Origin of the sequence: Vitreimonas sp. (assembly GCF_036392335.1) — a bacterium.
Taxonomy (GTDB): Bacteria; Pseudomonadota; Alphaproteobacteria; order Caulobacterales; family Aquidulcibacteraceae; genus Vitreimonas.
On record NZ_DASVYD010000064.1, the window covers coordinates 66939 to 86415 of the forward strand.

General features: G+C 63.6%; 21 protein-coding genes. 10 read left to right on the forward strand and 11 right to left on the reverse strand.

Annotated features, from left to right (window positions below):
• Positions 1-41: 41 nt before the first annotated feature.
• Both VF769_RS14785 and pdxY read right to left on the reverse strand, forming a co-directional pair.
• Entirely contained in the window at positions 42-1148 is a 1107-nt protein-coding gene (locus VF769_RS14785) for a serine hydrolase domain-containing protein (RefSeq protein ID WP_331009191.1), read from the reverse strand.
• A complete protein-coding gene (gene pdxY, locus VF769_RS14790; RefSeq protein ID WP_331009192.1) occupies positions 1148-1981 on the reverse strand; it encodes a pyridoxal kinase in 834 nt (277 codons plus the stop codon). Before pdxY ends, VF769_RS14785 begins: the two co-directional genes overlap by 1 nt.
• A gap of 67 nt (positions 1982-2048) precedes the next feature.
• Between pdxY and VF769_RS14795 the strand changes: the two genes are divergently transcribed.
• The 6 genes from VF769_RS14795 to sdhA all read left to right on the forward strand — a co-directional run bounded on the left by VF769_RS14795 (position 2049) and on the right by sdhA (position 7538).
• The gene (locus tag VF769_RS14795) at positions 2049-2915 is read left to right on the forward strand and encodes a CoA ester lyase (protein ID WP_331009193.1); all 867 of its coding nucleotides are present in this window, start codon (positions 2049-2051) and stop codon (positions 2913-2915) included.
• Between the two features lie 41 nt (positions 2916-2956).
• A complete protein-coding gene (locus tag VF769_RS14800; protein WP_331009194.1) occupies positions 2957-3694 on the forward strand; it encodes a DUF2971 domain-containing protein in 738 nt (245 codons plus the stop codon).
• A 33-nt stretch (positions 3695-3727) separates the two neighbouring features.
• Positions 3728-4771 (forward strand): MaoC family dehydratase, encoded by a 1044-nt coding sequence (locus VF769_RS14805; protein WP_331009195.1) that lies wholly within the window; start codon positions 3728-3730, stop codon positions 4769-4771.
• A gap of 180 nt (positions 4772-4951) precedes the next feature.
• The gene (sdhC, locus tag VF769_RS14810) at positions 4952-5347 is read left to right on the forward strand and encodes a succinate dehydrogenase, cytochrome b556 subunit (RefSeq protein WP_331009196.1); all 396 of its coding nucleotides are present in this window, start codon (positions 4952-4954) and stop codon (positions 5345-5347) included.
• A gap of 3 nt (positions 5348-5350) precedes the next feature.
• The gene (gene sdhD / locus VF769_RS14815) at positions 5351-5740 is read left to right on the forward strand and encodes a succinate dehydrogenase, hydrophobic membrane anchor protein (RefSeq protein ID WP_331009197.1); all 390 of its coding nucleotides are present in this window, start codon (positions 5351-5353) and stop codon (positions 5738-5740) included.
• Between the two features lie 4 nt (positions 5741-5744).
• Entirely contained in the window at positions 5745-7538 is a 1794-nt protein-coding gene (gene sdhA, locus VF769_RS14820; protein WP_331009198.1) for a succinate dehydrogenase flavoprotein subunit, read from the forward strand.
• On the opposite strand, the gene VF769_RS14825 is transcribed toward sdhA, so the two are convergent.
• Positions 7535-8515: a LysR family transcriptional regulator gene (locus VF769_RS14825; RefSeq protein WP_331009199.1), complete on the reverse strand. Its 981-nt coding sequence runs from the start codon at positions 8513-8515 to the stop codon at positions 7535-7537. The genes sdhA and VF769_RS14825 overlap by 4 nt on opposite strands.
• Positions 8516-8590: 75 nt before the next feature.
• Here VF769_RS14825 and VF769_RS14830 point away from each other — a divergent pair, with 75 nt between their 5' ends.
• On the forward strand, positions 8591-9124 hold the full coding sequence (locus VF769_RS14830; protein ID WP_331009200.1) for a nuclear transport factor 2 family protein: 534 nt from the start codon (positions 8591-8593) through the stop codon (positions 9122-9124).
• On the opposite strand, the gene VF769_RS14835 is transcribed toward VF769_RS14830, so the two are convergent.
• Positions 9121-9468: a PilZ domain-containing protein gene (locus VF769_RS14835; RefSeq protein ID WP_331009201.1), complete on the reverse strand. Its 348-nt coding sequence runs from the start codon at positions 9466-9468 to the stop codon at positions 9121-9123. The two genes, VF769_RS14830 and VF769_RS14835, sit on opposite strands and share 4 nt — an antisense overlap.
• 187 nt (positions 9469-9655) lie before the next feature.
• Here VF769_RS14835 and VF769_RS14840 point away from each other — a divergent pair, with 187 nt between their 5' ends.
• Positions 9656-10030 (forward strand): VOC family protein, encoded by a 375-nt coding sequence (locus VF769_RS14840; protein WP_331009202.1) that lies wholly within the window; start codon positions 9656-9658, stop codon positions 10028-10030.
• A 135-nt stretch (positions 10031-10165) separates the two neighbouring features.
• On the opposite strand, the gene VF769_RS14845 is transcribed toward VF769_RS14840, so the two are convergent.
• From VF769_RS14845 to VF769_RS14875, 7 genes are all read right to left on the reverse strand, one after another.
• Complete coding sequence (locus tag VF769_RS14845) at positions 10166-11323, reverse strand: ABC transporter permease (protein ID WP_331009203.1); 1158 nt, start codon at positions 11321-11323, stop codon at positions 10166-10168.
• Positions 11320-12246 (reverse strand): ABC transporter ATP-binding protein, encoded by a 927-nt coding sequence (locus VF769_RS14850; RefSeq protein ID WP_331009204.1) that lies wholly within the window; start codon positions 12244-12246, stop codon positions 11320-11322. The genes VF769_RS14845 and VF769_RS14850 overlap by 4 nt, the downstream gene beginning before the upstream one ends.
• Positions 12243-13070, reverse strand: coding sequence for an efflux RND transporter periplasmic adaptor subunit (locus tag VF769_RS14855; protein ID WP_331009205.1), 828 nt, complete (start codon positions 13068-13070; stop codon positions 12243-12245). Before VF769_RS14855 ends, VF769_RS14850 begins: the two co-directional genes overlap by 4 nt.
• On the reverse strand, positions 13067-13723 hold the full coding sequence (locus tag VF769_RS14860) for a TetR/AcrR family transcriptional regulator (protein ID WP_331009206.1): 657 nt from the start codon (positions 13721-13723) through the stop codon (positions 13067-13069). Before VF769_RS14860 ends, VF769_RS14855 begins: the two co-directional genes overlap by 4 nt.
• Before the next feature lie 114 nt (positions 13724-13837).
• Complete coding sequence (locus VF769_RS14865) at positions 13838-15121, reverse strand: MFS transporter (protein WP_331009207.1); 1284 nt, start codon at positions 15119-15121, stop codon at positions 13838-13840.
• Positions 15122-15211: 90 nt separating this feature from the next.
• Positions 15212-17470, reverse strand: coding sequence for a TonB-dependent receptor (locus VF769_RS14870; RefSeq protein ID WP_331009208.1), 2259 nt, complete (start codon positions 17468-17470; stop codon positions 15212-15214).
• Positions 17467-18279 (reverse strand): alpha/beta hydrolase, encoded by an 813-nt coding sequence (locus VF769_RS14875; protein WP_331009209.1) that lies wholly within the window; start codon positions 18277-18279, stop codon positions 17467-17469. The genes VF769_RS14870 and VF769_RS14875 overlap by 4 nt, the downstream gene beginning before the upstream one ends.
• Before the next feature lie 113 nt (positions 18280-18392).
• Between VF769_RS14875 and VF769_RS14880 the strand changes: the two genes are divergently transcribed.
• Both VF769_RS14880 and VF769_RS14885 read left to right on the forward strand, forming a co-directional pair.
• Positions 18393-19040 (forward strand): TetR/AcrR family transcriptional regulator, encoded by a 648-nt coding sequence (locus tag VF769_RS14880; protein ID WP_331009210.1) that lies wholly within the window; start codon positions 18393-18395, stop codon positions 19038-19040.
• A gap of 31 nt (positions 19041-19071) precedes the next feature.
• Positions 19072-19477, forward strand: a 406-nt coding sequence (locus tag VF769_RS14885; protein WP_331009211.1) for an AMP-binding protein, incomplete at its 3' end; no start/stop codon positions are given.

Below are 19477 nucleotides of genomic sequence, written 5' to 3' on the forward strand. Positions count from 1 at the left end.
GGCGTCACGCTGAGCCTGTCGAAGCGCGACGCCACGCTCCGTCATAAACAAGAATAGAGCGCCTCGATCAGCTTCAGCGATCGCGGATCGCCCATGATGTGGTGCGATTGCTTGTTCATCACGTAGCCGACCGAAACGCCGACAACGGAATCGCCGAAGCCCACCGAACCACCCGCGCCTGAATGCCCGAACGCTTCGACATTCGGCCCGTAGATCTTGTTCGAATTGCCCAGCACGCCGGTGCGCCAATCGACGTTGAAGGGCAGCACCAGATCATCGCCCATGAAACGTCGCGTCGTCAGCGCGTCGAACGCGTGCTGCGACAGCACCCGGCTCGCACCGATCAGGCCGCCGGTCGCATACACTTCATACAAACGCGCCACCGCCAGCGCGCCGCCATGTCCGTTCGCCGACGGGATCTCGATCCGCCGCCATTGCGTAGACCCGCGCACGGGCGCGGCCCAGGGGCTGAAGAACGCAGCCTTCACCGGCGGCGTGATCTCGTTGAAATCGCCGGGACGCGACGGCTTCTTCATCTCCGCCGCGCGATGGTGCTCACTCTCCGGCGTGCCAATCTGAAAATCGATGCCCAGCGGGCCGCAAATCTCTTCACGTAGAATTGCGCCCACCGAACGTCCCGAGGCGCGCAGCGCCATCTCGCCGGCCAAATAGCCCCAGCTCAGCGGATGATAGCCGCTCGCCGTGCCGGGCTCCCAAAGAGGCTCAAGCGCCGCCAGTGCAGCCGCGCAGGCCGGCGGATCGAGCCACAAATCGGGATCGATCGGTTCGAGAAATCCCGGCACGCCGGCCATGTGCGCCAGCGTCTGCGCGACCGTGACTTTATCTTTGCCAAGTACGCCAAACTCAGGCCAGAGTTTCGCCGTTGGCGCCTCGTACTCAAGCAAGCCGCGATCATAGAGCCACGCCATCACGATCGCGCTGATTGCTTTGGTCGTGGAATAGACCGGCACGATCGTCTCGCGAGCCCAGGGCTTGGTCTGCGCGCGATCGGCCCATCCGCCCCAAAGGTCGACCACAACTTCGCCATCGCGCACGGCGGCAAAGCCCGCGCCGAGTTCCTCGCTCAAGCCCGCCGCGAACGCCTCGCGCACGCGCTCGAACCCCGGCGCGACATAGCCTTCCACCATCAAACTCGCTCCAACGACCGCGCGCGCGGCCACGTCACCGGTTCTTCCAGCAGCTCCTGCGCCGCCGGCAACAACAAATCCTCGCTGTCCGCCGCCAGCGAGCGCACGATCACGTCATAGACGGACCCCGTCGCGCCTTCGAGCGCCACCACCAGCGCATCGCCGCGGACGCGCCGCCCCACATAAAGCGCGCTCAGCAAATCGCCGGCGCCTTTCTGCGCGCGCGGTAAACGCGGGGTCTCGCAAAACCAATCGCCCGTCGGCGCCGCCAGCAGATTGCCAAGTCCCAACGCAGTCCGAATTGAGGAACAGAGCACTGGCTTGCCCACAAACCGCGCCGCCTCGCGCGCACTTTCGAGTGAGTCGACCGTCCGGCCAGTCAACAACCCAAGCTCGAACACATTCGGCGTCAGCCAATCGGCATGGCGCCACAACCCATTCACCACTGCGTCCGCGATCTCGTCGCGCACGAATAATTTGCCATCATCGCCCAGCACCGGATCGCACACGAATACAGCCTTCGCGTTCGCCGCCTTCACGCGCTCCACCGCGTCGAGCACCACGCCAACATGATCCGCCGCGCCCAAATAGCCGCTCAGCACCGCATCGACCTCGGCCAACACGCCATCCGCCGCCAAGCCTTCGATCATCGCGCTCAAGGTCGCGGCGGGAATGGGGCCGCCGCCGGGTGGACCATGGTCGGGCCTGCGACCCAGCAGCACCGTCGGCAGCTGCAACACGCGCACGCCTAGCCGCTCCATGGCGAAGGCCGCGACAGAATTGCCCACGCGTGCGCCCGCGACCTGAGACTGGATCGACAAAACCGTCTTCACGCGGCAAGAACCTCGTCATTTGGCGCGCCCGCGATGGTCGCCCGCGCGCCGTCTGAGAGCAAGTACGATGTCCGCACGGCCGCGCCGTTCCTGTCTTTATATGCCCGGCGCAAATGCGAAAGCCTTGGAGAAGGCGAAAACGCTGCCCGCCGACGTGCTTCTACTCGATCTCGAAGATTCCGTCGCGCCCGAAGCGAAAGAAGACGCGCGTACGCAAGTCGTTAACGCCGTCAAAGGCGGCGGCTATGGCAAGCGTGAGATCATTGTCCGCGCCAACGCGCTGTCGACGCCCTGGGGCAAGGACGACATCGTCGCCGCAGGCTCGGCGAAGCCGGACGGTTTGCTTGCGCCGAAGGTCAGCAGCGCCGAGGAAGTGATCGCCCTCGACAACGCGATGACCGCCGCCGGCTTTCCCGACAGCGCCACGCTCTGGGTCATGATCGAAACGCCGCGCGCGTTCTTCAACATCGCCGAGATCGCAGCGTGCGCGCGGAAGACGCGGCTCTCCGCCTTCGTGCTCGGCCTCAACGATCTCGCCAAGGAAACCCGCGCCCGCGCCAGCAATGGCCGCGCCGCGTTCTATGCACCGCTCTCGCTCGCCGTGCTCGCTGCGCGCGCCGAAGGCATCAGCGCGATCGACGGTGTCTTCAACGACATCGCCGACAGCGAAGGCCTGGTCGCCGAATGCCGCCAAGGCCTGGAGTTTGGCTATGACGGCAAAACCCTGATCCACCCCAGCCAGATCGACGCCGCCAATCTGATCTTCGCCCCGCACCCTGAAGAATTGGCACGCGCTCGCGCCGTGATCGCCGCCTTCGCGCTGCCGGAGAACGTCGGGAAGGGCGTGATCAAGGTCGATGGCAAAATGACGGAGCTGCTGCACTTGGAAGAAGCGAAGCGGCTGGTAGCGATGGCTGAGGCAATCGGGCCTTGAGTCTGCCAAATTTACCCCCGCTGCCTGATCGGGAGGGGTTGGTGTATCACTACACCAACGCGGCCGGCTTCCTGGGAATTCGAGAAGCCAAGGCACTTTGGGCTTCCGATATTCGTTTGCTCAACGACTACCTGGAGGTTGGATACTTCTTCGACAATGTTTCGAAGGTGTTGGCGACCGACTCCCGATTCACTAAGCCCGCAGCGTTGCTCAAGAAAGCTCCGCCGCCCTACGCTTGGCAGTTTGTTGCATCGTTTAGCGAAAAGCGTGACTTGTTGAGTCAGTGGCGCGCGTACACGGGCTCTCAGGGGTTCGCGATTGGATTTTCGCGGCAACATATTTTGAGCGTGGCGGACAAGCAGGAATTTACGTTTCGATCGGTGAACTACGGTCCGGAAGAAACCGCCGCGAAGATTGCTGTGCAGATCGAAGCGGGCATGAGCACTTCCGAGTATGGATCTTGGTTGCAAAACGAAGGCGATATCGGTGCGACGCAAATCGCTCAGCAGATCTTCTTGGGGCTTCTGTTGCGTGAAGCGGTCTATCACAAGCATCCGTCATTCGCGGAGGAGAGGGAATGGCGCTTGTGCAAGCACGTTGAACGCCTAAGCGGGGAAATTAAGTATAGATCTGGAGCGCGAGGCATCATTCCCTATGTCGAGTTCGCTCTTGAGCCCATGTCGACACAGTTTGCCAATTTGGCTGTTGAGGTCGTTCTATACCCAGGTGGGCGCTCAGTTCGACGCGGCGCACATGGCGGGACACAGTTTTTGCGGTAGCTTCACTCGTTCAAGTTGTCCTGTGGTGACCTCATGACCAAATCCAATCCCGGCAATTTCCTTGAAGATTTTCGCCAAGGCCAAATCATCGCGCACGCGACGCCGAAGACGATCACGGAGGGCGATGTCGCGCTGAACATTGCGCTGACCGGCTCGCGCTACGCGCTCTTCAGCGCCGATAGCTTCGCGCAGAATTGCGGGCTGCCCGGCGCGCCTGTCGATCCGCTGCTCGTGTTTCACACCGTGTTCGGCAAAACCGTGCCGGACATTTCGCTCAACGCCGTCGCCAATCTCGGCTACGCCGAGGGCCGCTTCCTGGCGCCGGTCTATGCCGGCGACACGCTGAACGCCGTTTCCGAGGTGTTGGGCGTGAAGCAAAACTCCAACGGCAAAACCGGCGTCGTCACCGTGCGCACGACCGGCTTCAACCAAGATGAAATTCCGGTGCTCTCTTATGTGCGCTGGGTGATGGTCAATAAGCGCGACGCCAGCGCTGAAGTGACCGACGCGCCGCCGAAGACACCAGCGTCATCGGTGTTGGTGCCGGACCTCGTTCTGCCGCAAGGCATCGATTTCAGTCAGTACGATTTCGCGCTAGCCGGTTCACGGTACGGATTACAAGATTACGAGATCGGTGAAAAAATCGATCACGTCGACGGCATGACCGTGGAGGAGGCCGAGCATCAGCTCGCCACGCGCCTCTATCAGAACACCGCGAAAGTGCATTTCGACGCGTTGGCGCAGAAAGAGTCACGCTTCGGCAAGCGCCTCATCTATGGCGGCGTCACCATTTCGATCGCGCGCGCGCTCGCGTTCAACGGCCTCGCCAACGCACAGCTTATGATCGCCATCAATGGCGGCCGCCACGTCAATCCGCTCTTCGCCGGCGACACGCTCTATGCGTGGTCGGAAGTGCTGGCCAAGGAAGACCTGGGCGATATCGGCGCGCTGCGCCTACGCCTCGTCGCCGTGAAAAACAAACCCGCCACGGACTTCCCGTTCAAGAACGAAGCCGGCGAATACGATCCCAACGTCGTCCTCGATTTCGATTATTGGGCTGCGATCCCTAAGCGCTAGGACCTGTTCCGCCGCTCTCCGCGCGGAGGGCCCCCCAGGCCCCCGCGACGCAAGGGAGAAGGGCAGCGCCGATGCGTAAAGGGCGATTTGGCGCAAGCCGCTTGATTGACTTGGGGGTTCCGGACCCTAATCTCCGCGCGCGGATTCTACGTACCATATCAAGCACAAGAGAGGGCGCACATGGCCGGCGCGACCCGCCCCGAGAGACCTTTATCGCCACACGTCCAGATTTGGCGTTGGCACGTCACGATGGCGACCTCGATCCTCCATCGTGTGACGGGGGTCGGCCTCTATGGTGGCATGATCTTATTCTGCTTCTGGCTGATGGCCGTAGCGGCAGGTCCCGAAGCCTATGAGCCCGTTGGCGCGTTCCTCGCTGGGCCGATCGGCCAGATTGGTCTCTACCTGATCGTGGCGGCGTTCGCCTACCACCTCGCTAACGGCATCCGTCACCTCGTGTTCGACACCGGCAACGGCCTTAAGCCGGCCGACGCTGAAACCAGCGCCTGGTTCGCCATCCTCTTTGCCGTCTTCGCCCCGCTCGGGCTGTGGGCGCTCGTGACGTTCGGGAGCTGAGCCATGAGCAAAGGCAAAAGCACCCCGCTCGGTCGCGTCCGCAATCACGGCGCCGCCGCCGAAGGCACCGGCCATTTCGTGGGCCAGCGTGTCTCCGCCATCGCTCTGCTGATCCTGGCCACTTGGTTCGTGCTGAGCGTGGCGCTGACGATGGACGGGCCGACCTATTTGGCGGCGATCGATTTCCTGGTCTCGCCCGTAAATGCTGTGGGCGTGATCCTGCTCGTCATGGTCGCGCTCTATCACATGCGTCTCGGCATGGGCGAAGTGATCAACGATTACATCGCCCGGCCGTTCACCAAGGTCGTGCTGTTGCTGTTGAACGCCCTTGTGCCGCTCGTCATCGCCGCCGGCGCCTTGTTCGCCGTGCTGCTCGTGAATTTCGGAGTCTGATCCTTTGGCCGCTGCTTACACGTGGATCGATCACACCTTTGACGTCGTTGTTGTCGGCGCCGGCGGTTCGGGGCTTCGCGCCGCGCTCGGCAGCGCCCAAGCCGGTCTGAAAACCGCCTGCATCAGCAAAGTGTTTCCCACCCGCTCGCACACCGTCGCGGCGCAAGGCGGCATCTCCGCCTCGCTCGGCAATATGGGCGAAGATAAGTGGCAATGGCACATGTTCGACACCGTGAAGGGGTCGGACTGGCTGGGCGACCAAGACGCGATCGAGTATCTCACGCGCAACGCGCCGGCCGCTGTGTACGAGCTTGAGCATTGGGGCGTGCCTTTCTCGCGCACCGAGGAAGGCAAAATCTATCAGCGCGCCTTTGGCGGCATGACGCGCAATTTCGGCGAAGCGCCAGTGCAGCGCACCTGCGCCGCCGCGGACCGCACCGGTCACGCCATGCTGCACACGCTCTATGGCCAGTCGCTGCGCCACGACGTCGATTTCTTCATCGAGTATTTCGCGCTCGATCTCATCATGGATAGCGAAGGCGCATGCCGGGGCGTCACCGCCTGGAAGCTCGATGACGGCACGCTACATCGCTTCCGCGCGCAAACCGTCGTGCTCGCCACCGGCGGCTACGGCCGCGCCTATCTCAGCTGCACCAGCGCCCACACCTGCACCGGCGACGGCAACGCCATGGTGCTCCGCGCCGGCCTGCCGCTGCAGGACATGGAATTCGTGCAATTCCACCCAACCGGCATTTTCCCGGCGGGTTGCCTCATCACCGAAGGCGCGCGCGGCGAGGGCGGCTACCTCACCAATTCAAACGGCGAACGCTTCATGGAGCGCTACGCGCCGACCGTGAAGGATTTGGCGCCGCGCGACATGGTGAGCCGCGCCATGACGCTTGAAATCCGCGAAGGCCGCGGCGTCGGCCCAAATAAGGATCACATCTTCCTGCATCTGGATCACCTCGATCCGAAGATGCTGCACGAACGTCTGCCGGGCATTTCCGAAAGCGCGAAAGTGTTCGCCGGCGTCGACGTCACGCGCGCGCCGATCCCGGTGCTGCCGACCGTCCACTACAATATGGGCGGCATCCCGACGAATTATCACGGCGAAGTGCTGACCAAAGTCGGCGGTGATCCGGACTCGGTCGTGCCGGGCCTCATGGCTGTAGGCGAAGCCGCGTGCGTTTCGGTGCACGGCGCCAATCGCCTCGGCTCCAATTCGCTGATCGACCTCGTTGTCTTTGGCCGCGCTGTGGGTTTGCGTTGCGGCGAGAAGCTGCAGGCCAACGCCACCCAACCTGAACTGCCGAAGGGCGAGAGCGACAAGCACCTCGCGCGGTTCGACAAATTCCGCCACGCCAAGGGCGGCACGCCGACCGCAAAGCTGCGTGAGAAGATGCAGCGCACCATGCAAGATACCTGCGCCGTCTATCGCACCGGCCCGGTGCTTGAAGAGGGCGTCCAGCGCATGGACGCGATCTGGAAGGAAGCGCCGGACATCGCCGTCACCGATCGCTCGATGATCTGGAACACTGATCTCGTGGAAACGCTCGAGTTCGACAATCTCATCGGCCAAGCCATCGTCACCGTGAACGGCGCCGCCAACCGCACCGAGTCACGCGGCGCGCACGCCCGCGAGGATTTCCCGGAGCGCGACGACACCGACTGGATGAAGCACACGCTCGCCTGGCTCGATCTCGACACAGGCGCCACCCGCATCGATTATCGCCCGGTTCACACCAACACGATGACCAACGAAGTCGAATACATCCCGCCGAAAAAGCGGGTGTATTAAGCCGCGCGGGGCGTCCGGCGCTTTGCAGGCGCCGGATCGCCCGCCGCACGCGCCAGCAGCTCCACCAGCCATGCCAACCCCGCATCCTGCAGCGCCGTCTTCGGCGCCACCGCGTAAAGCCCAAAGCGCGGCAGCTTCAACGGCGCGTCCACGCACGCCAATCCCAATGCCGCGCCATGCAAGGCGAAGAAACGGCGCGGCACGGCGGCAATTAGCTCGGACGCTCCTAGCAACGCCAGCGCTAGCGTGAAATTCGGCGCGGTCAGCGCCACGCGCCGGCTCATGCCGCGCTCAGCCAGCGCTGTATCAACAAATCCATGCGCGTCGCCAGCCGAGGAAACAACCAGATGCCGCGAGTCGCAAAACGTCTTTAACGTCGGTCGCTTCAGATACGCATGCCCCCTGCGCCCCGCGATCACGAAATCCTCCTCGTAGAGCCGCCGCGTCTCGAACCGGAGCGGCGCGGCGTCCGTCGGCATCACCGCCACATCCATCGTCCGCGCATCCAGCTCCGCGAACGCATCGCGCCACGCCAAATCCGGCGACGCCTCACCCGGCCGCGGCAGCAACTGCCGCACGCGAATATCGATGCCCGGCGCCTCGCGCTGCAACGCCGTCATCAACGGCGGCAAGAACACCGCCGACACGCCATCCGGCGCGGCGATCGTAAAGCTGCGCGTGGACGAGCGCGCGTCGAACGGCGCCGCGATCTGCACCACGCCGCGCACGCGCGCCAGGATGTCGGCAATCGCCGGCTCCAGCGCCAGCGCCCGATCGCTCGGCGTCACCCCGCGCGGATTTTTGATGAACAGCGGATCGTTCAGCAGCACACGCAGACGCCCCAGCCCATGGCTCACCGCCGACGGCGACAAGCTCAAGCGTTCCGCCGCTCGGCCCACGTGCCGCTCGCGCATCACCGTCTCGAACAGCACCAGCAGGTTCAGATCGGCGCGCGAGAGATCAATATCATTCAGCATATCGCTGAAATTATACCATTGGATGCAACATGCCGAAAGCTCGATAGGGGTGTGGTCCTAACCCTGGAGTTTCCATTGCCCCGTTCGTCAGCATCGCCCGCCAGCCTCCTCGCCGTCGTGGCGGCCGTTTTCCTTCCCATCGCCAGCTGCGCTCGCGCGCCCAACCCCTCGCAGGCCGACCTGATCGCTCAACTCGCCGCCCGCGCCGAAGCCGGAAACGACGCGTTCATCAATGGCGATATGCGCCGTTGGCTCGAGATCGTCGGCCCGATCGCGCCCGACTTCACGCTGATGCAGCCGCTCGGCGGCGTCAGCCGCGGCTTCGATCCCAGCGACGCCCACCTCGACCAGCTCGCCCGCACCTTCACGCACGGCGTCGCGACATTCGAACTCGTGCAAAGCTATGCCACGCGCGACATGGCCGTGTTGGTCTTCATCGAACGCCAACGCGCCATCGTCGCCGACCTGCCCGAGCAAGATTGGTCGCTGCGCGTCACGCAAATCTATCGCCGCAACGGCGCGGCATGGGAGCTCGTGCATCGCCACGCCGATCCGATTGTCGAGAATATCGGCATGCAAGCCACGGCCGCGCTCGCGGTCGCTGCCTAGTCCAAAAACGCCAACCCCGCCACGCCGTCTTGCTGCCAGACCACGCGCGCGCGTTTGCGCAGGCGCAGCGTCGCTTCCAAAAACTGCACCTCTGGCGGCAACGTAATGTGCTGGAAGAATTCAACGCGCGCGCCTGTTTCGCTCACGTCCTTGACGACCACGGAGAAACGGTGGCCGTCGCCAAACACCAAGGTCGCCTGTCGGAACACCTTATCCCGTTCCGCGCGCTCCTTGCGCCGCGAAGGCGGCGGCGGCGCAGGCGGCGCTGGCTGCGTGGGCCGGCTGACCGCGCCGCGGATGCGGGCGTTCAGGTCGACAGGCGGCGGGGGTGGCTTCTTGAACAAGGACTTTGCGTTGCGACTCAGCAGCTTAAACGAAAACGGTCGCAGCTTGGTTGCTTCACTTGGCGCCAAATCGTGTCAATTACATACGATAAGCGGACGCCGCGTCATTCTTGACGCCCGCTCACCTTCAGCCGAAGAGTCCGCCCCAACGAGCCCGCGCCAGGCGGGTCGAGGGGAGTGAAAATCCATGGCCAGTGTCGGTTATGTCTGTCTCGGCGCGAATGATTTCGATCGCGCAACCGCCTTCTACGATGCGCTGCTCGGCGAAATGGGCGGTAAGCGCCTAATGCCTACGCCGCACGGGCTCATGTACCGCCTCGCCAGCGGCGCCATGATCATGATTACCCGCCCCTATAACGAACAGCCGGCCACAGCGTCGAACGGCGGCATGCTGGCGATCGCCGTCGACAGTAAGGAAGACGTCGCGCGCGTCCACGCCAAGGCGCTCGCGCTCGGCGGCACGTGCGAAGGCGAACCTGGCCCACGCGGCGCCTTCGGCGAATTCGCCTATTTCCGCGACCTCGACGGCAACAAGCTCGCCGTGTTCCACTCCGCGCGTTAAGCGCTCGACTGCCAGCGAGGTGCGCCCGGACCGCCGGCGCCCTCGCCGGCATGGGGTGCTCCGCGCGCTGATGTCCGACGCGTGAGTGTGCGGAAAGACGCCGGCGAGGGCGCCGGCGGTCCGGGCCTATCCGTCTTAATCCAGCGTCCGCCGGAACCGCATCAGCGCCAGTGTTCCCAGCGCCAGCAAAATCACTGCCAGCGGCCAAAGATCGCCCGCAATATCGGCCAAGCTTGCTTCCTTCAGCACGACCTCGCGCACGATGCGCAAGAAGTGCGTGATCGGCAGCGCTTCGCCAATCGCCTGCGCCCAGCCCGGCATCGCCGCGAACGGAAACATGAAACCCGAAAGCAAAATCGACGGCAGGAAGATGAAGAACGTCATCTGCATCGCCTGCATCTGCGTGCGCGCGACCGTGGAGATGAGATAGCCCAGCATCAGGTTGGCGAGGATGAACAATGTCACCGCGATCAGAAACGCCAGGAACGAGCCGGTGAACGGAATCTTGAAGAGCAGCGTCGCCACCAGCAGCACGATCGCGACTTGAACGGCGCCGACGAACACGTACGGCGTTGTCTTGCCGATCATCACTTCGAGCGGCCGCACCGGCGTCGCCAGCAGATTCTCCATTGTGCCGCGTTCAGTCTCGCGCGTCAGTGCGATCGAGGTGATCATTACCATGGTCATGGTGAGAATAACGCCAAGCAGGGCCGGCACGATATTGAACGCCGTCACGCCCGCCGGATTGTAGCGGCGATGCACCACGATCTCGTAGGGCGGCGGCGCCTGCGCGAGATAGGCGAGAGCGCCATCAAATTCCGACGCGAACGCCTGCTGCGCCACCCGCTCGATCGCGCCCAGCGCGCCGCCCGCCGCCACCGGATCGCTCGCATCCGCGGCGATCAGAATTTGTGGCCGCTCACCGCGCACCAAGCGGCGTTCGAAGCCTTCCGGGATCGAGATCAAAAAATTGGCTTCGCCCGAGCGCAGCATCGCTTCGCCTTCCTCGGACGTGCTCGCGATCGCCACAATATCTACGAACGTCGAAGCGCTCAGCGAGGCCAGAAACGCCCGCGTCATTGGCCCATCCTCGCGCATCTCGACGACAGCGGGCAGGTGGCGCGGATCGGTGTTGATCGCGTAGCCGAACAGAACGAGCTGCATGATCGGCATCATGATCATGATCGCAAACGTCGGCCGGTCGCGCCGCATCTGCACCAGCTCTTTCAGGAACACCGCAAACACGCGCGCCCAGGAAAGATCGAACAGTTTGGGGAGCGCCGGCGCCTTCATTGGAAATTGTCCAGAGCGCCGGACATCAGATAGATGAAAATCTCCTCGAACCCCGCCTCGATCGGCGCGATTTCGACATGCGGGTGCGCTTGCTTTACCGCCCGCACGGCGCGTTCAAGCGCCGCTGCATCCTTGCCGCACACGTGAATCTCGGCGCCAAAGCGCGCAACAAGATCAACGCCCGGTGAACCCTCCAGCATCTGTTGCGCCTCATGCAGCGGCCGTCCCGCGACGCGCCAGCCGTGCAGGCCGATCTGTTTCGGGATTTCCGCCGTCGAGGCGTCGATCAGCTTCTTGCCGTAAGCAATGTAGGCGATGGAATCGCATTGCACCGCTTCGTCCATGTAGTGCGTGCTGACCAAAGTCGTGACGCCTTGCGCCGAATAGCGCCGGATCGCATCCCAGAAATCGCGCCGCGCCTTTGGATCAACGCCCGCCGTCGGCTCATCGAGCAATAAAAGCTCCGGCTCGTGGATCATGCACGCCGCCAGCGCCAGCCGCTGTTTCCAGCCGCCTGACAATTTGCCCGCAAGCTGCGCCTGGCGTTCGGCGAGGCCAAGGTCTTCCAGCGCTTCGTCCACGCGCGCCGTCCGCCGATCCAGGCCATAGAGCCGCGCGATGAATTCCAAATTCTCGCGGATCGACAAATCCTCATAGAGCGAGAATTTCTGCGTCATGTAGCCCACGCGCTCTTTGATCTTCAGGCTGTCCTTCAGCACGTCGAAGCCAAGCACTTCGCCTTCGCCGCTCTCCGGCTTCAGCAGCCCGCATACCATGCGGATCGTCGTCGTCTTGCCCGACCCGTTCGGCCCGAGAAATCCGTAGATCGCGCCGCGCGGCACTTGCAGGTCGAAATTATCAACCACCTTGCGCCCGCCGAAGCTCTTGGTGAGCCCGCGTACGTCGATGACGGTCTCGCTCATTCGGCCAACCGAATATCGACCGGCATGCCTGGCCGCACCGGTGTTTCGCCCTCGAACCGCGCTTCCACCAGGAAGACCAGCTTCTCTCGCTGATCGAGCGAATAGATCACCGGCGGCGTGAATTGTGGTTCCTGCGAAACGTAGCTCACCACGGCCTCGATCGGCTCGCCGCAATCATCGCAACTTACCGACACGCGCGCGCCCACGGGCAGCCGTGACAGCATCGCCTGTGGCGCAAAGAAGCGCACCTTCATGTTCGTCGGCGCCAGCAGGGCGGCGATCGGCTGGCCTGCGGCGACCACTTCGCCCGGCCGATGATAGATGCGTTCGATCACGCCCGCCGCGGGCGCCGCGCCATCAAGATCGCTCAAGCGCTCGCGGGCCAAACCTGTCGATGCGCTCGCCGCGCCGGCTTCACGTCGCGCTTGCGCCAGTTGCGCGTTCGCCGCATCCAAAGCCGCGCGATCCGAATCCAGCCGCGCGCGGGGATAAAAGCCGCGCCCAAACAATTCCGCGCCGCGCGCATAATTGCGCTGCGCCAAAGTCGCTTGCGCTTGCGCCGTACGCACAGCGGACGCCGCCGCCGCACTCTGCGCGCTCGCGCTCTGTTCATTGAGCGCCAGCCGATCTGGGTCGAGCGTGAACACGCGCGCGCCAGCCTCAACGCGATCGCCTTCGCGCACGTTGAGTTCGCGCACGACGCCCGTCTCTTGGCTAGCGAGGTAGATGTAATCGGCCTCGCCATAGCCTTGCAGCATATCGCTCGGTGCGCGCGAACACGCGGCGGCGAGGAGGGCGAGAGATATAACGACAAAGCGCTTCATGCGCGTGGCTCCAGGCCATTCAGCAGGATGTCGAATTGCTGTTGGATCAGCTTTTGTGGATCGTTGAGAGCGGTTTCGCCTTGCAGCACATGCGTCCACAGCGCCTCAAACAAGATCGGCCCAATGAACGCGCGCGCCGCGGCCTTCGTGTCGATCTCCGCGCGAATGCCGCCGCACGCTTTGCCGGCGTCGATCAGCGCTTCAAGCGCGCCGCGCGCCTTTTCGACAACCTGCGTGCGATAATATTCCGCGATCTCGGGAAAGCGTCCGGAGATGCTGATCACCAGTCGCGGCACCGCCAAGATGCTGCTTTCCGCCAAGCGATGCGCCGCCATGGTCGCGATCATGCGCATCGCCGTCAGCGGATCAGCATGACCAGCCAGCGCCAGCGTCTCCATTTGCTGCGCCAGTGTGCCGACCTTTGCTTCGATCAGCGCTTCCAGCACCGCGGCCTTGCTCGGGAAATAAAGATAGATCGCCGCCTTCGAGAGGCCGGCCGCCTTGGCGATATCCTCCATCCGCGCGGCCTCGAAGCCGCGCGCCGTAAACTCCGCCAGCGCCGCGTCGAGGATTTCTTCTGGCCGCGCCTCCGCCCGCCGCCGCCACTTAGGGGCGGGGCGGGCGCGCAGCTTGGGGGAGGAGGCCGAGGGCATGTCTTCTTATATAACTGACCGGTCAGTAATATACAAGCGGGATCATAAGTCCCCACGAAAGGGGCGGCGCCCTGCGGACGCCGCCCCCCGGTTTTCCAGCGTTTGTGGGCCGCCTTACTCCACCCAATCTCGCTTCAGCGTGCGTGACGCGATCACATAGAGCAGGGCCGCGACCAGGTAGAAGCTGGTCCCGGCCAGGATCGAATAGCGCAAGGATTCCTCGCCGAAGCGTTCCACCAGTGCATCCGACATCACGCCCAGCAGATATGTGCCGAGGCCAATGCCGATCAGGTTGTTGATGAACAAGAAGCTGGCTGACGCCACCGTGCGCATGTGCGCGGGCGCAAGGTGCTGCACCGCCGCGATCACCGGTCCGAGCCAGACCAAGCCCAACGCCGTCGGCGCCAGGAAGAAGAAGAAGGCGGTCACGAACGACGGCGAGAGCAGCGCGACTGCATAGAGTGGCGCCGCCAGCAACCACGCGCCCGCCGGCACCAGCGCGAACATGCTGCGGTTCTTGCCGCCAAGCTTGTCGCCCAGCATGCCGCCAAGCCACACGCCAATCACGCCGCCGATCAGCAAGCAGCCGGAAAAGAAGAACGCCGTGGTTTGCAGATCGAATCCATACGAGCGGCGCAGGAAGCTCGGGATCCAAAAGAACGAGCCATAGCCCATGATCGAGGAGCACGAGGCGCCCAGCGAGAGCAGCCAGAAGCTCGGCTTCTTGGTCACGACGCCGATCGCCTCAAGGAATTTGGCCTTGGGCGCCGCCGGCGCGTCGGCTGGCTTCACATCGTAGCGGCCGCGCGCCGGCTCTTTCACGAAGAATCGGAAGATCGGCGCGATCAGCACGCCCGCGAGGCCCACGACAATGAACGCGACGCGCCAATCGACCAGGCTCGCGACAATGCCGCCAAGCGCAATACCGGCGGCGCTGCCAATCGGGATCCCGAACGAATAGACCGCGAACGCACGCGCGCGCTCCTGCGGCGGAAAATAGTCGGATATCAGAGAATAGGCCGGCGCCACGCCGCCCGCCTCGCCCACGCCGACGCCCATCCGCGCCAGGAAAAGCTGCGTGTAATTCATCGCCAAACCCGAGAGCGCCGTGAACGCGCTCCAGAGCGTCAGCGAAATCGTCATGATCCAAGTGCGGCTCCAGCGGTCGGCGAGATACGCGATTGGAATGCCGAGCCCGGTGTAAAACAGCGCGAACGCCAAACCCCCAAGCAAGCCCATCTGTGCGTCGCTGACGCCGAGCTCCTCCTGGATCGGCACGGCGAGAATGCCGATGATCTGCCGGTCGATGAAATTGAACGTGTAAACCACGAACAGAAGCGCCAGCACGAGAATGCGCGAGGGATCGGCGGGCGGGGTTTGGGCGGTGGTGTCAGTCATGGCGTCGCCAACAAGCAAAAAAGAAACGGCGGCGCGAGGTTTAATTCGCGCCGCCGCAAGAAATCTCCACGGGGAGGAGATATCGTTCGCTTAGTAGCGCGCGGTGAACACCACGCTCCACGTTTGCGGTGCGCCGTAATAGACGGTGCGGATATTGCCGACCGAGGAGAATTCCTGGCCGTCGGTTTTGTAGACTTCATCGCTCAGATTGCGGCCCTGCAGGGCGACGCTGACGATGTCGTTGGCGCGCCAGGTGAGGCTGGCGTCATAGAGCCAGTAATCGTCCTGGAAGAGGCTCTCGACCGGCGTGGTCGTGCCGACGCCGCCCACGACAAACGTGTTGTCGACGGCCAGCGCCGTTTCCGAACGGAAGCGCGCCGAGCCGGCCAGTGTCAGCGAACTATCGCCGCCCAGTGTCCATTCGTACGAACCGCCGAAGCGGGCCGTCCATTCTGGGCTGAAGGCCGGCGTTTGGAACGCACGGCTGCCGCCCGGGAAGCGCGCATCGTCGAACTCGCCGTATGAGGCATCAAGATAGCCAATCTGCGTGTCGAGACGCAGGTTCTCGATCGGCGAGTAGTTCAGCTCAAGCTCCGCGCCCGAGAGTTCGAGCTCGCCCGCATTGATGACGGTGAGTTCGGGGCTTGGCAGGCCGGTGCCCGGATCGGTCACCGTGCCGGACACGCGTGCTTGGAAATCCTCAAACAGGGTGTGGAAGATGGTGAAGTTCGCGAGCAGGCGCCCATCCAACCAATCCGTGCGCGTGCCGATTTCGTAGGACGTGGAGACTTCCGGATCGTACGGCGCTTGTTCGCCCGGGTTGTTTGCGCGGCCGTTGAAGCCGCCCGACAAGAACCCGCGCGCCGCGCGGCCGTAGATCATCACGTTGTCGGTGAGCTGGTAGTCCGCCGACAGCATCGGCGAAACATCGTCCCAGCTTTCCTCGATCTCAAACCCGAACGTCGCGTTGAACGCCGGCGCGTTGTAGAAGGTAGAGGTCGAGCGCTCGTATTCCTTCTCTTCTTCCGTGTAGCGGATGCCGCCCGAGATGTTGAGGCGATCGTTCACCGCGTAAGTGGCGTTCGCGAACACGGCCATGCTCGTGGTTTGCAGATCGTCATCGATCGTGCGCAGGAAGCTCGTCAACGGCGTGGCGAATAGCACGACGCCATTCACGAGATCATCGGCATACGCTTCCTGGTGGGAGCGTACGTCTTCCCGCAGGTAGTAAACGCCAGCTACGACGTTCCATGCGCCTTGCTCGTAGAGCGCCTGGAATTCTTGGCTGAATTGGTCCTGGTTCACGCCAACGAACACATCGCCGATCTCGAGCGCGGTGGCGTCGATGTCGATGTAATCGTCATAGGCCAGATCGCGATACGCCGTGATCGAACGCAGCGTGAGCGAGGGCGAGATTTCCCAGGAGGCGCGAAGCGACGTGCCCCAATGGGTAAGCTCGGTGCTGTTGGGCAGGCTGGGTGTCGCCGCAGCTTCGAATTCGTATTCGGGGGCCGGATCGGAAATCGGCAGGATCACCACGCCTAGCAGATTGGTCAGCGACGTCGTCGCTTGGCCCATTTGCAGCGCGCTCGATTCGTCGGCGATATCGGCCGAGAAATCGACGCTGAAGGTCGGCGAGGCGTCCCATGCGAGTTGGACGCGGCCGCCGAAGGATTCGCGGTTATTGTATTCTTCGCCCGTCGTCGGATTGGTGACATAGCCGTCGCGGCCCGCGCCGAACACGGTGACGCCGCCAGCAAGGCCCTCAGCAATAGGGCCGGACGCGGCAACGCGGCCTTCGAGCTGACCGTAGTCGCCGACCGTGACTTGGAACAAGCCATGCGGGTCTTCGCTCGGACGACGCGTCACGAGCTTAAAGGCGCCGCCAATCGTGTTGCGGCCGTAGAGCGTGCCTTGCGGGCCGCGCAGCACTTCGACGCGTTCGACGTCGAACACTTCCATCTGTGTGCCGCGGATGCGCGAGTAATATACGTCGTCGACATAGAAGCCGACGGCGGGGTCGAACGTCTGCAGCGCGTCCGGCTGTCCGATGCCGCGGATCGTGATGTTGGTGGCATTGGCGGAGCCGCGGCCTTGCACGATGTTGAGGTTCGGCACTGCGCCTTGCAGGCCGGTCGCGTCCGTCGCGCCGATCTCTTCGAGGCGGCCTTCAGAGAACGCCGAAACCGAGGCCGGGACGTCCTGTAGCGATTCCGCCGTGCGGCGCGCCGTGACAATGATTTCTTCGTCTGCATCTTGCGCCATCGCCGGCGCGCACAACGCCATCGGCGCGGCAGCCACCGTCGCCAACAAAAGCGCGAGCCGCGCTGGATCACCAAACCGCTTCATGGACCTACTCCTCCGCTCTTGATTTCGGGCCGCCGCTGGGCGCGGACGAAAGCCTCGACATGGTTGAAAAACGCATCCGGCGCTTCGAGATGCGGTACGTGTCCGGCGCCGGGTATGACGACGCGTTCGCCCTTGGGCGCTGTGTGCGCGACGAATTCGGTCGCGCGATCTGGGTAAACTTGGCTTTCGGCGCCGCCGATCACGAGCATCGGCTGCGTGATGCGCGCGAGAGCGCCGCGAAAATCTTGGGACGCCATCGATTCCCAAAACGAGGCCATCGCTTCCGGATCGGCCTTCGACATTTCCGCCGCCGCCCACGCGATTTGATCGGCATTGGCGTTGCGTGCGAACATGCGCGGGGCAAAGCGCGCAACGTGCGTGGGCCAATCGCTGCGAATGTCGGAGAGCGTCGCTTCGACGTCCGCTCGGGCGTAGTTGCCGGCGATGCCGTAGGCCCACGCCTCGTCGTTCACGATGCGCGGCGCCATGTCCTCGACAATGAGCCCGGCGAGCCGGCCGCCCAATTTCGGCGCTGCCGCCCATAGCGCCATCGCGCCCATCGACCAGCCGAGCGCGACCACGCCTTTGAGATCGAGCGTTTCGATGAAATGGATGATGTCGTCGGCGAGGGTTTCGATGGTGCAGGGCGCTTGACCCTGGTCAGAACCGGGATGACCGCGCAGGGTGAGTGTCAGCACCCGGTTGGTGCGCGACAGCCGCTTGCTCAGATCCTGGAAGAACCCGCCATGCCCGGCCCAGCCATGCACCAAAAGGACAGGCGTCCCCACGCCGTCGTCGGCGTAGGACATAGCTGTTCCGTCGTGCAACGCGAATACCGGCATCCCCGGCGTTTCCCCCTCGACCCGTTCCCGCGGGCCGATTTTTCCTTGTGTTGTTCCGGCTTATATCGGAGACTTGAAACATGAGTCAACATTCAGGTTCGGCGTCTGAGCTTTCCGAAGAGAAGGCAGGGCCGAAAACCGAGCGCGGCCGGCGCACTTTGCGGCGCCTGCTGGACGCGGCCGGGGAGGAGTTCGGGCAGCGCGGTTTCCACGAGACCGCGATCAGCCACATCACGCAGGCTGCGGGCGTGGGGCTGGGCACGTTCTACGTCTATTTCAAAAGCAAAGAGGAAGTGTTCCGCGCGCTGGTCGCCGACATGGGCGCACGCACACGGCACGCGCTGAGCGAGAGCGTCAAAGACGCGCCCAACCGCCTAGAGGCGGAGCGCCTTGGCATCCGCGCCTATCTCGAATTCGTGCGCACGCATAAGTCGCTCTATCGCGTCGTGATGGAGGCGCAATTCGTCGCGCCGGAAGCATACCGCGCATACTACAAAGTGTTCTCCGACGCGTACGGACAGCAATTGTCGCAAGCGGCCAAGCGCGGCGAAATCAGCGAAGGCGATACCGATGTGCGCGTGTGGGCGCTCATGGGCGCCTCGACCTTTCTCGGTTTGAAGTTCGGCGTTTGGGAAGACGATGCGGACGTCAATGCAGTCTCCGAAGCCGCTGCGGATTTGATGATCAACGGGCTCGCGCCGCGAGCCAAGAAGGGCGACGCTTCGTAAGAGGGCGCGTCCGCGACTGGGAGGAACGGGTATGGGTGTCGATCTGGTCGACATCACAGCGAAGCGGGCGGCGTTGACGCCGCACGTCGTCGCATTTGAGGATGCGCTCACCGGGCGTACGCTCACTTATGCGCAGCTCGACGTTCGCGCCGCACGCGCCGCCGCAGTGCTCGCCGATCTCGGCGTGAAGCGCGGCGACCGCGTCGCCATTCTTTGTCGCAACCGCATTGAATTCTTCGAAATCATGTTCGCCTGCGCCAAACTCGGCGCAATCCTCGTACCGCTAAATTGGCGCGCGCCCGCCGCCGAACTGGCGCCAATCGTGGACGATTGCGCGCCGGTGCTGATCGTCTACGGCGCGGAAGATGCGGCGACAGCGCTTGCGCTAAACCGCGATGGTTTAAAGCGTTTGGCGCTTGATCCTCCCCCGCGTGCGG

Bases quoted from the DNA above. Each gene is read 5' to 3' on its own strand.
- VF769_RS14785 (WP_331009191.1), bottom strand. From the start codon at position 1,148: ATGGTGGAAGGCTATGTCGCGCCGGGGTTCGAGCGCGTGCGCGAGGCG.
- VF769_RS14795 (WP_331009193.1), top strand. From the start codon at position 2,049: ATGTCCGCACGGCCGCGCCGTTCCTGTCTTTATATGCCCGGCGCAAAT.
- VF769_RS14805 (WP_331009195.1), top strand. From the start codon at position 3,728: ATGACCAAATCCAATCCCGGCAATTTCCTTGAAGATTTTCGCCAAGGC.
- sdhC (WP_331009196.1), top strand. From the start codon at position 4,952: ATGGCCGGCGCGACCCGCCCCGAGAGACCTTTATCGCCACACGTCCAG.
- sdhD (WP_331009197.1), top strand. From the start codon at position 5,351: ATGAGCAAAGGCAAAAGCACCCCGCTCGGTCGCGTCCGCAATCACGGC.
- VF769_RS14825 (WP_331009199.1), bottom strand. From the start codon at position 8,515: ATGCTGAATGATATTGATCTCTCGCGCGCCGATCTGAACCTGCTGGTG.
- VF769_RS14840 (WP_331009202.1), top strand. From the start codon at position 9,656: ATGGCCAGTGTCGGTTATGTCTGTCTCGGCGCGAATGATTTCGATCGC.
- VF769_RS14845 (WP_331009203.1), bottom strand. From the start codon at position 11,323: ATGAAGGCGCCGGCGCTCCCCAAACTGTTCGATCTTTCCTGGGCGCGC.
- VF769_RS14850 (WP_331009204.1), bottom strand. From the start codon at position 12,246: ATGAGCGAGACCGTCATCGACGTACGCGGGCTCACCAAGAGCTTCGGC.
- VF769_RS14855 (WP_331009205.1), bottom strand. From the start codon at position 13,070: ATGAAGCGCTTTGTCGTTATATCTCTCGCCCTCCTCGCCGCCGCGTGT.
- VF769_RS14860 (WP_331009206.1), bottom strand. From the start codon at position 13,723: ATGCCCTCGGCCTCCTCCCCCAAGCTGCGCGCCCGCCCCGCCCCTAAG.
- VF769_RS14865 (WP_331009207.1), bottom strand. From the start codon at position 15,121: ATGACTGACACCACCGCCCAAACCCCGCCCGCCGATCCCTCGCGCATT.
- VF769_RS14870 (WP_331009208.1), bottom strand. From the start codon at position 17,470: ATGAAGCGGTTTGGTGATCCAGCGCGGCTCGCGCTTTTGTTGGCGACG.
- VF769_RS14875 (WP_331009209.1), bottom strand. From the start codon at position 18,279: ATGTCCTACGCCGACGACGGCGTGGGGACGCCTGTCCTTTTGGTGCAT.
- VF769_RS14880 (WP_331009210.1), top strand. From the start codon at position 18,393: ATGAGTCAACATTCAGGTTCGGCGTCTGAGCTTTCCGAAGAGAAGGCA.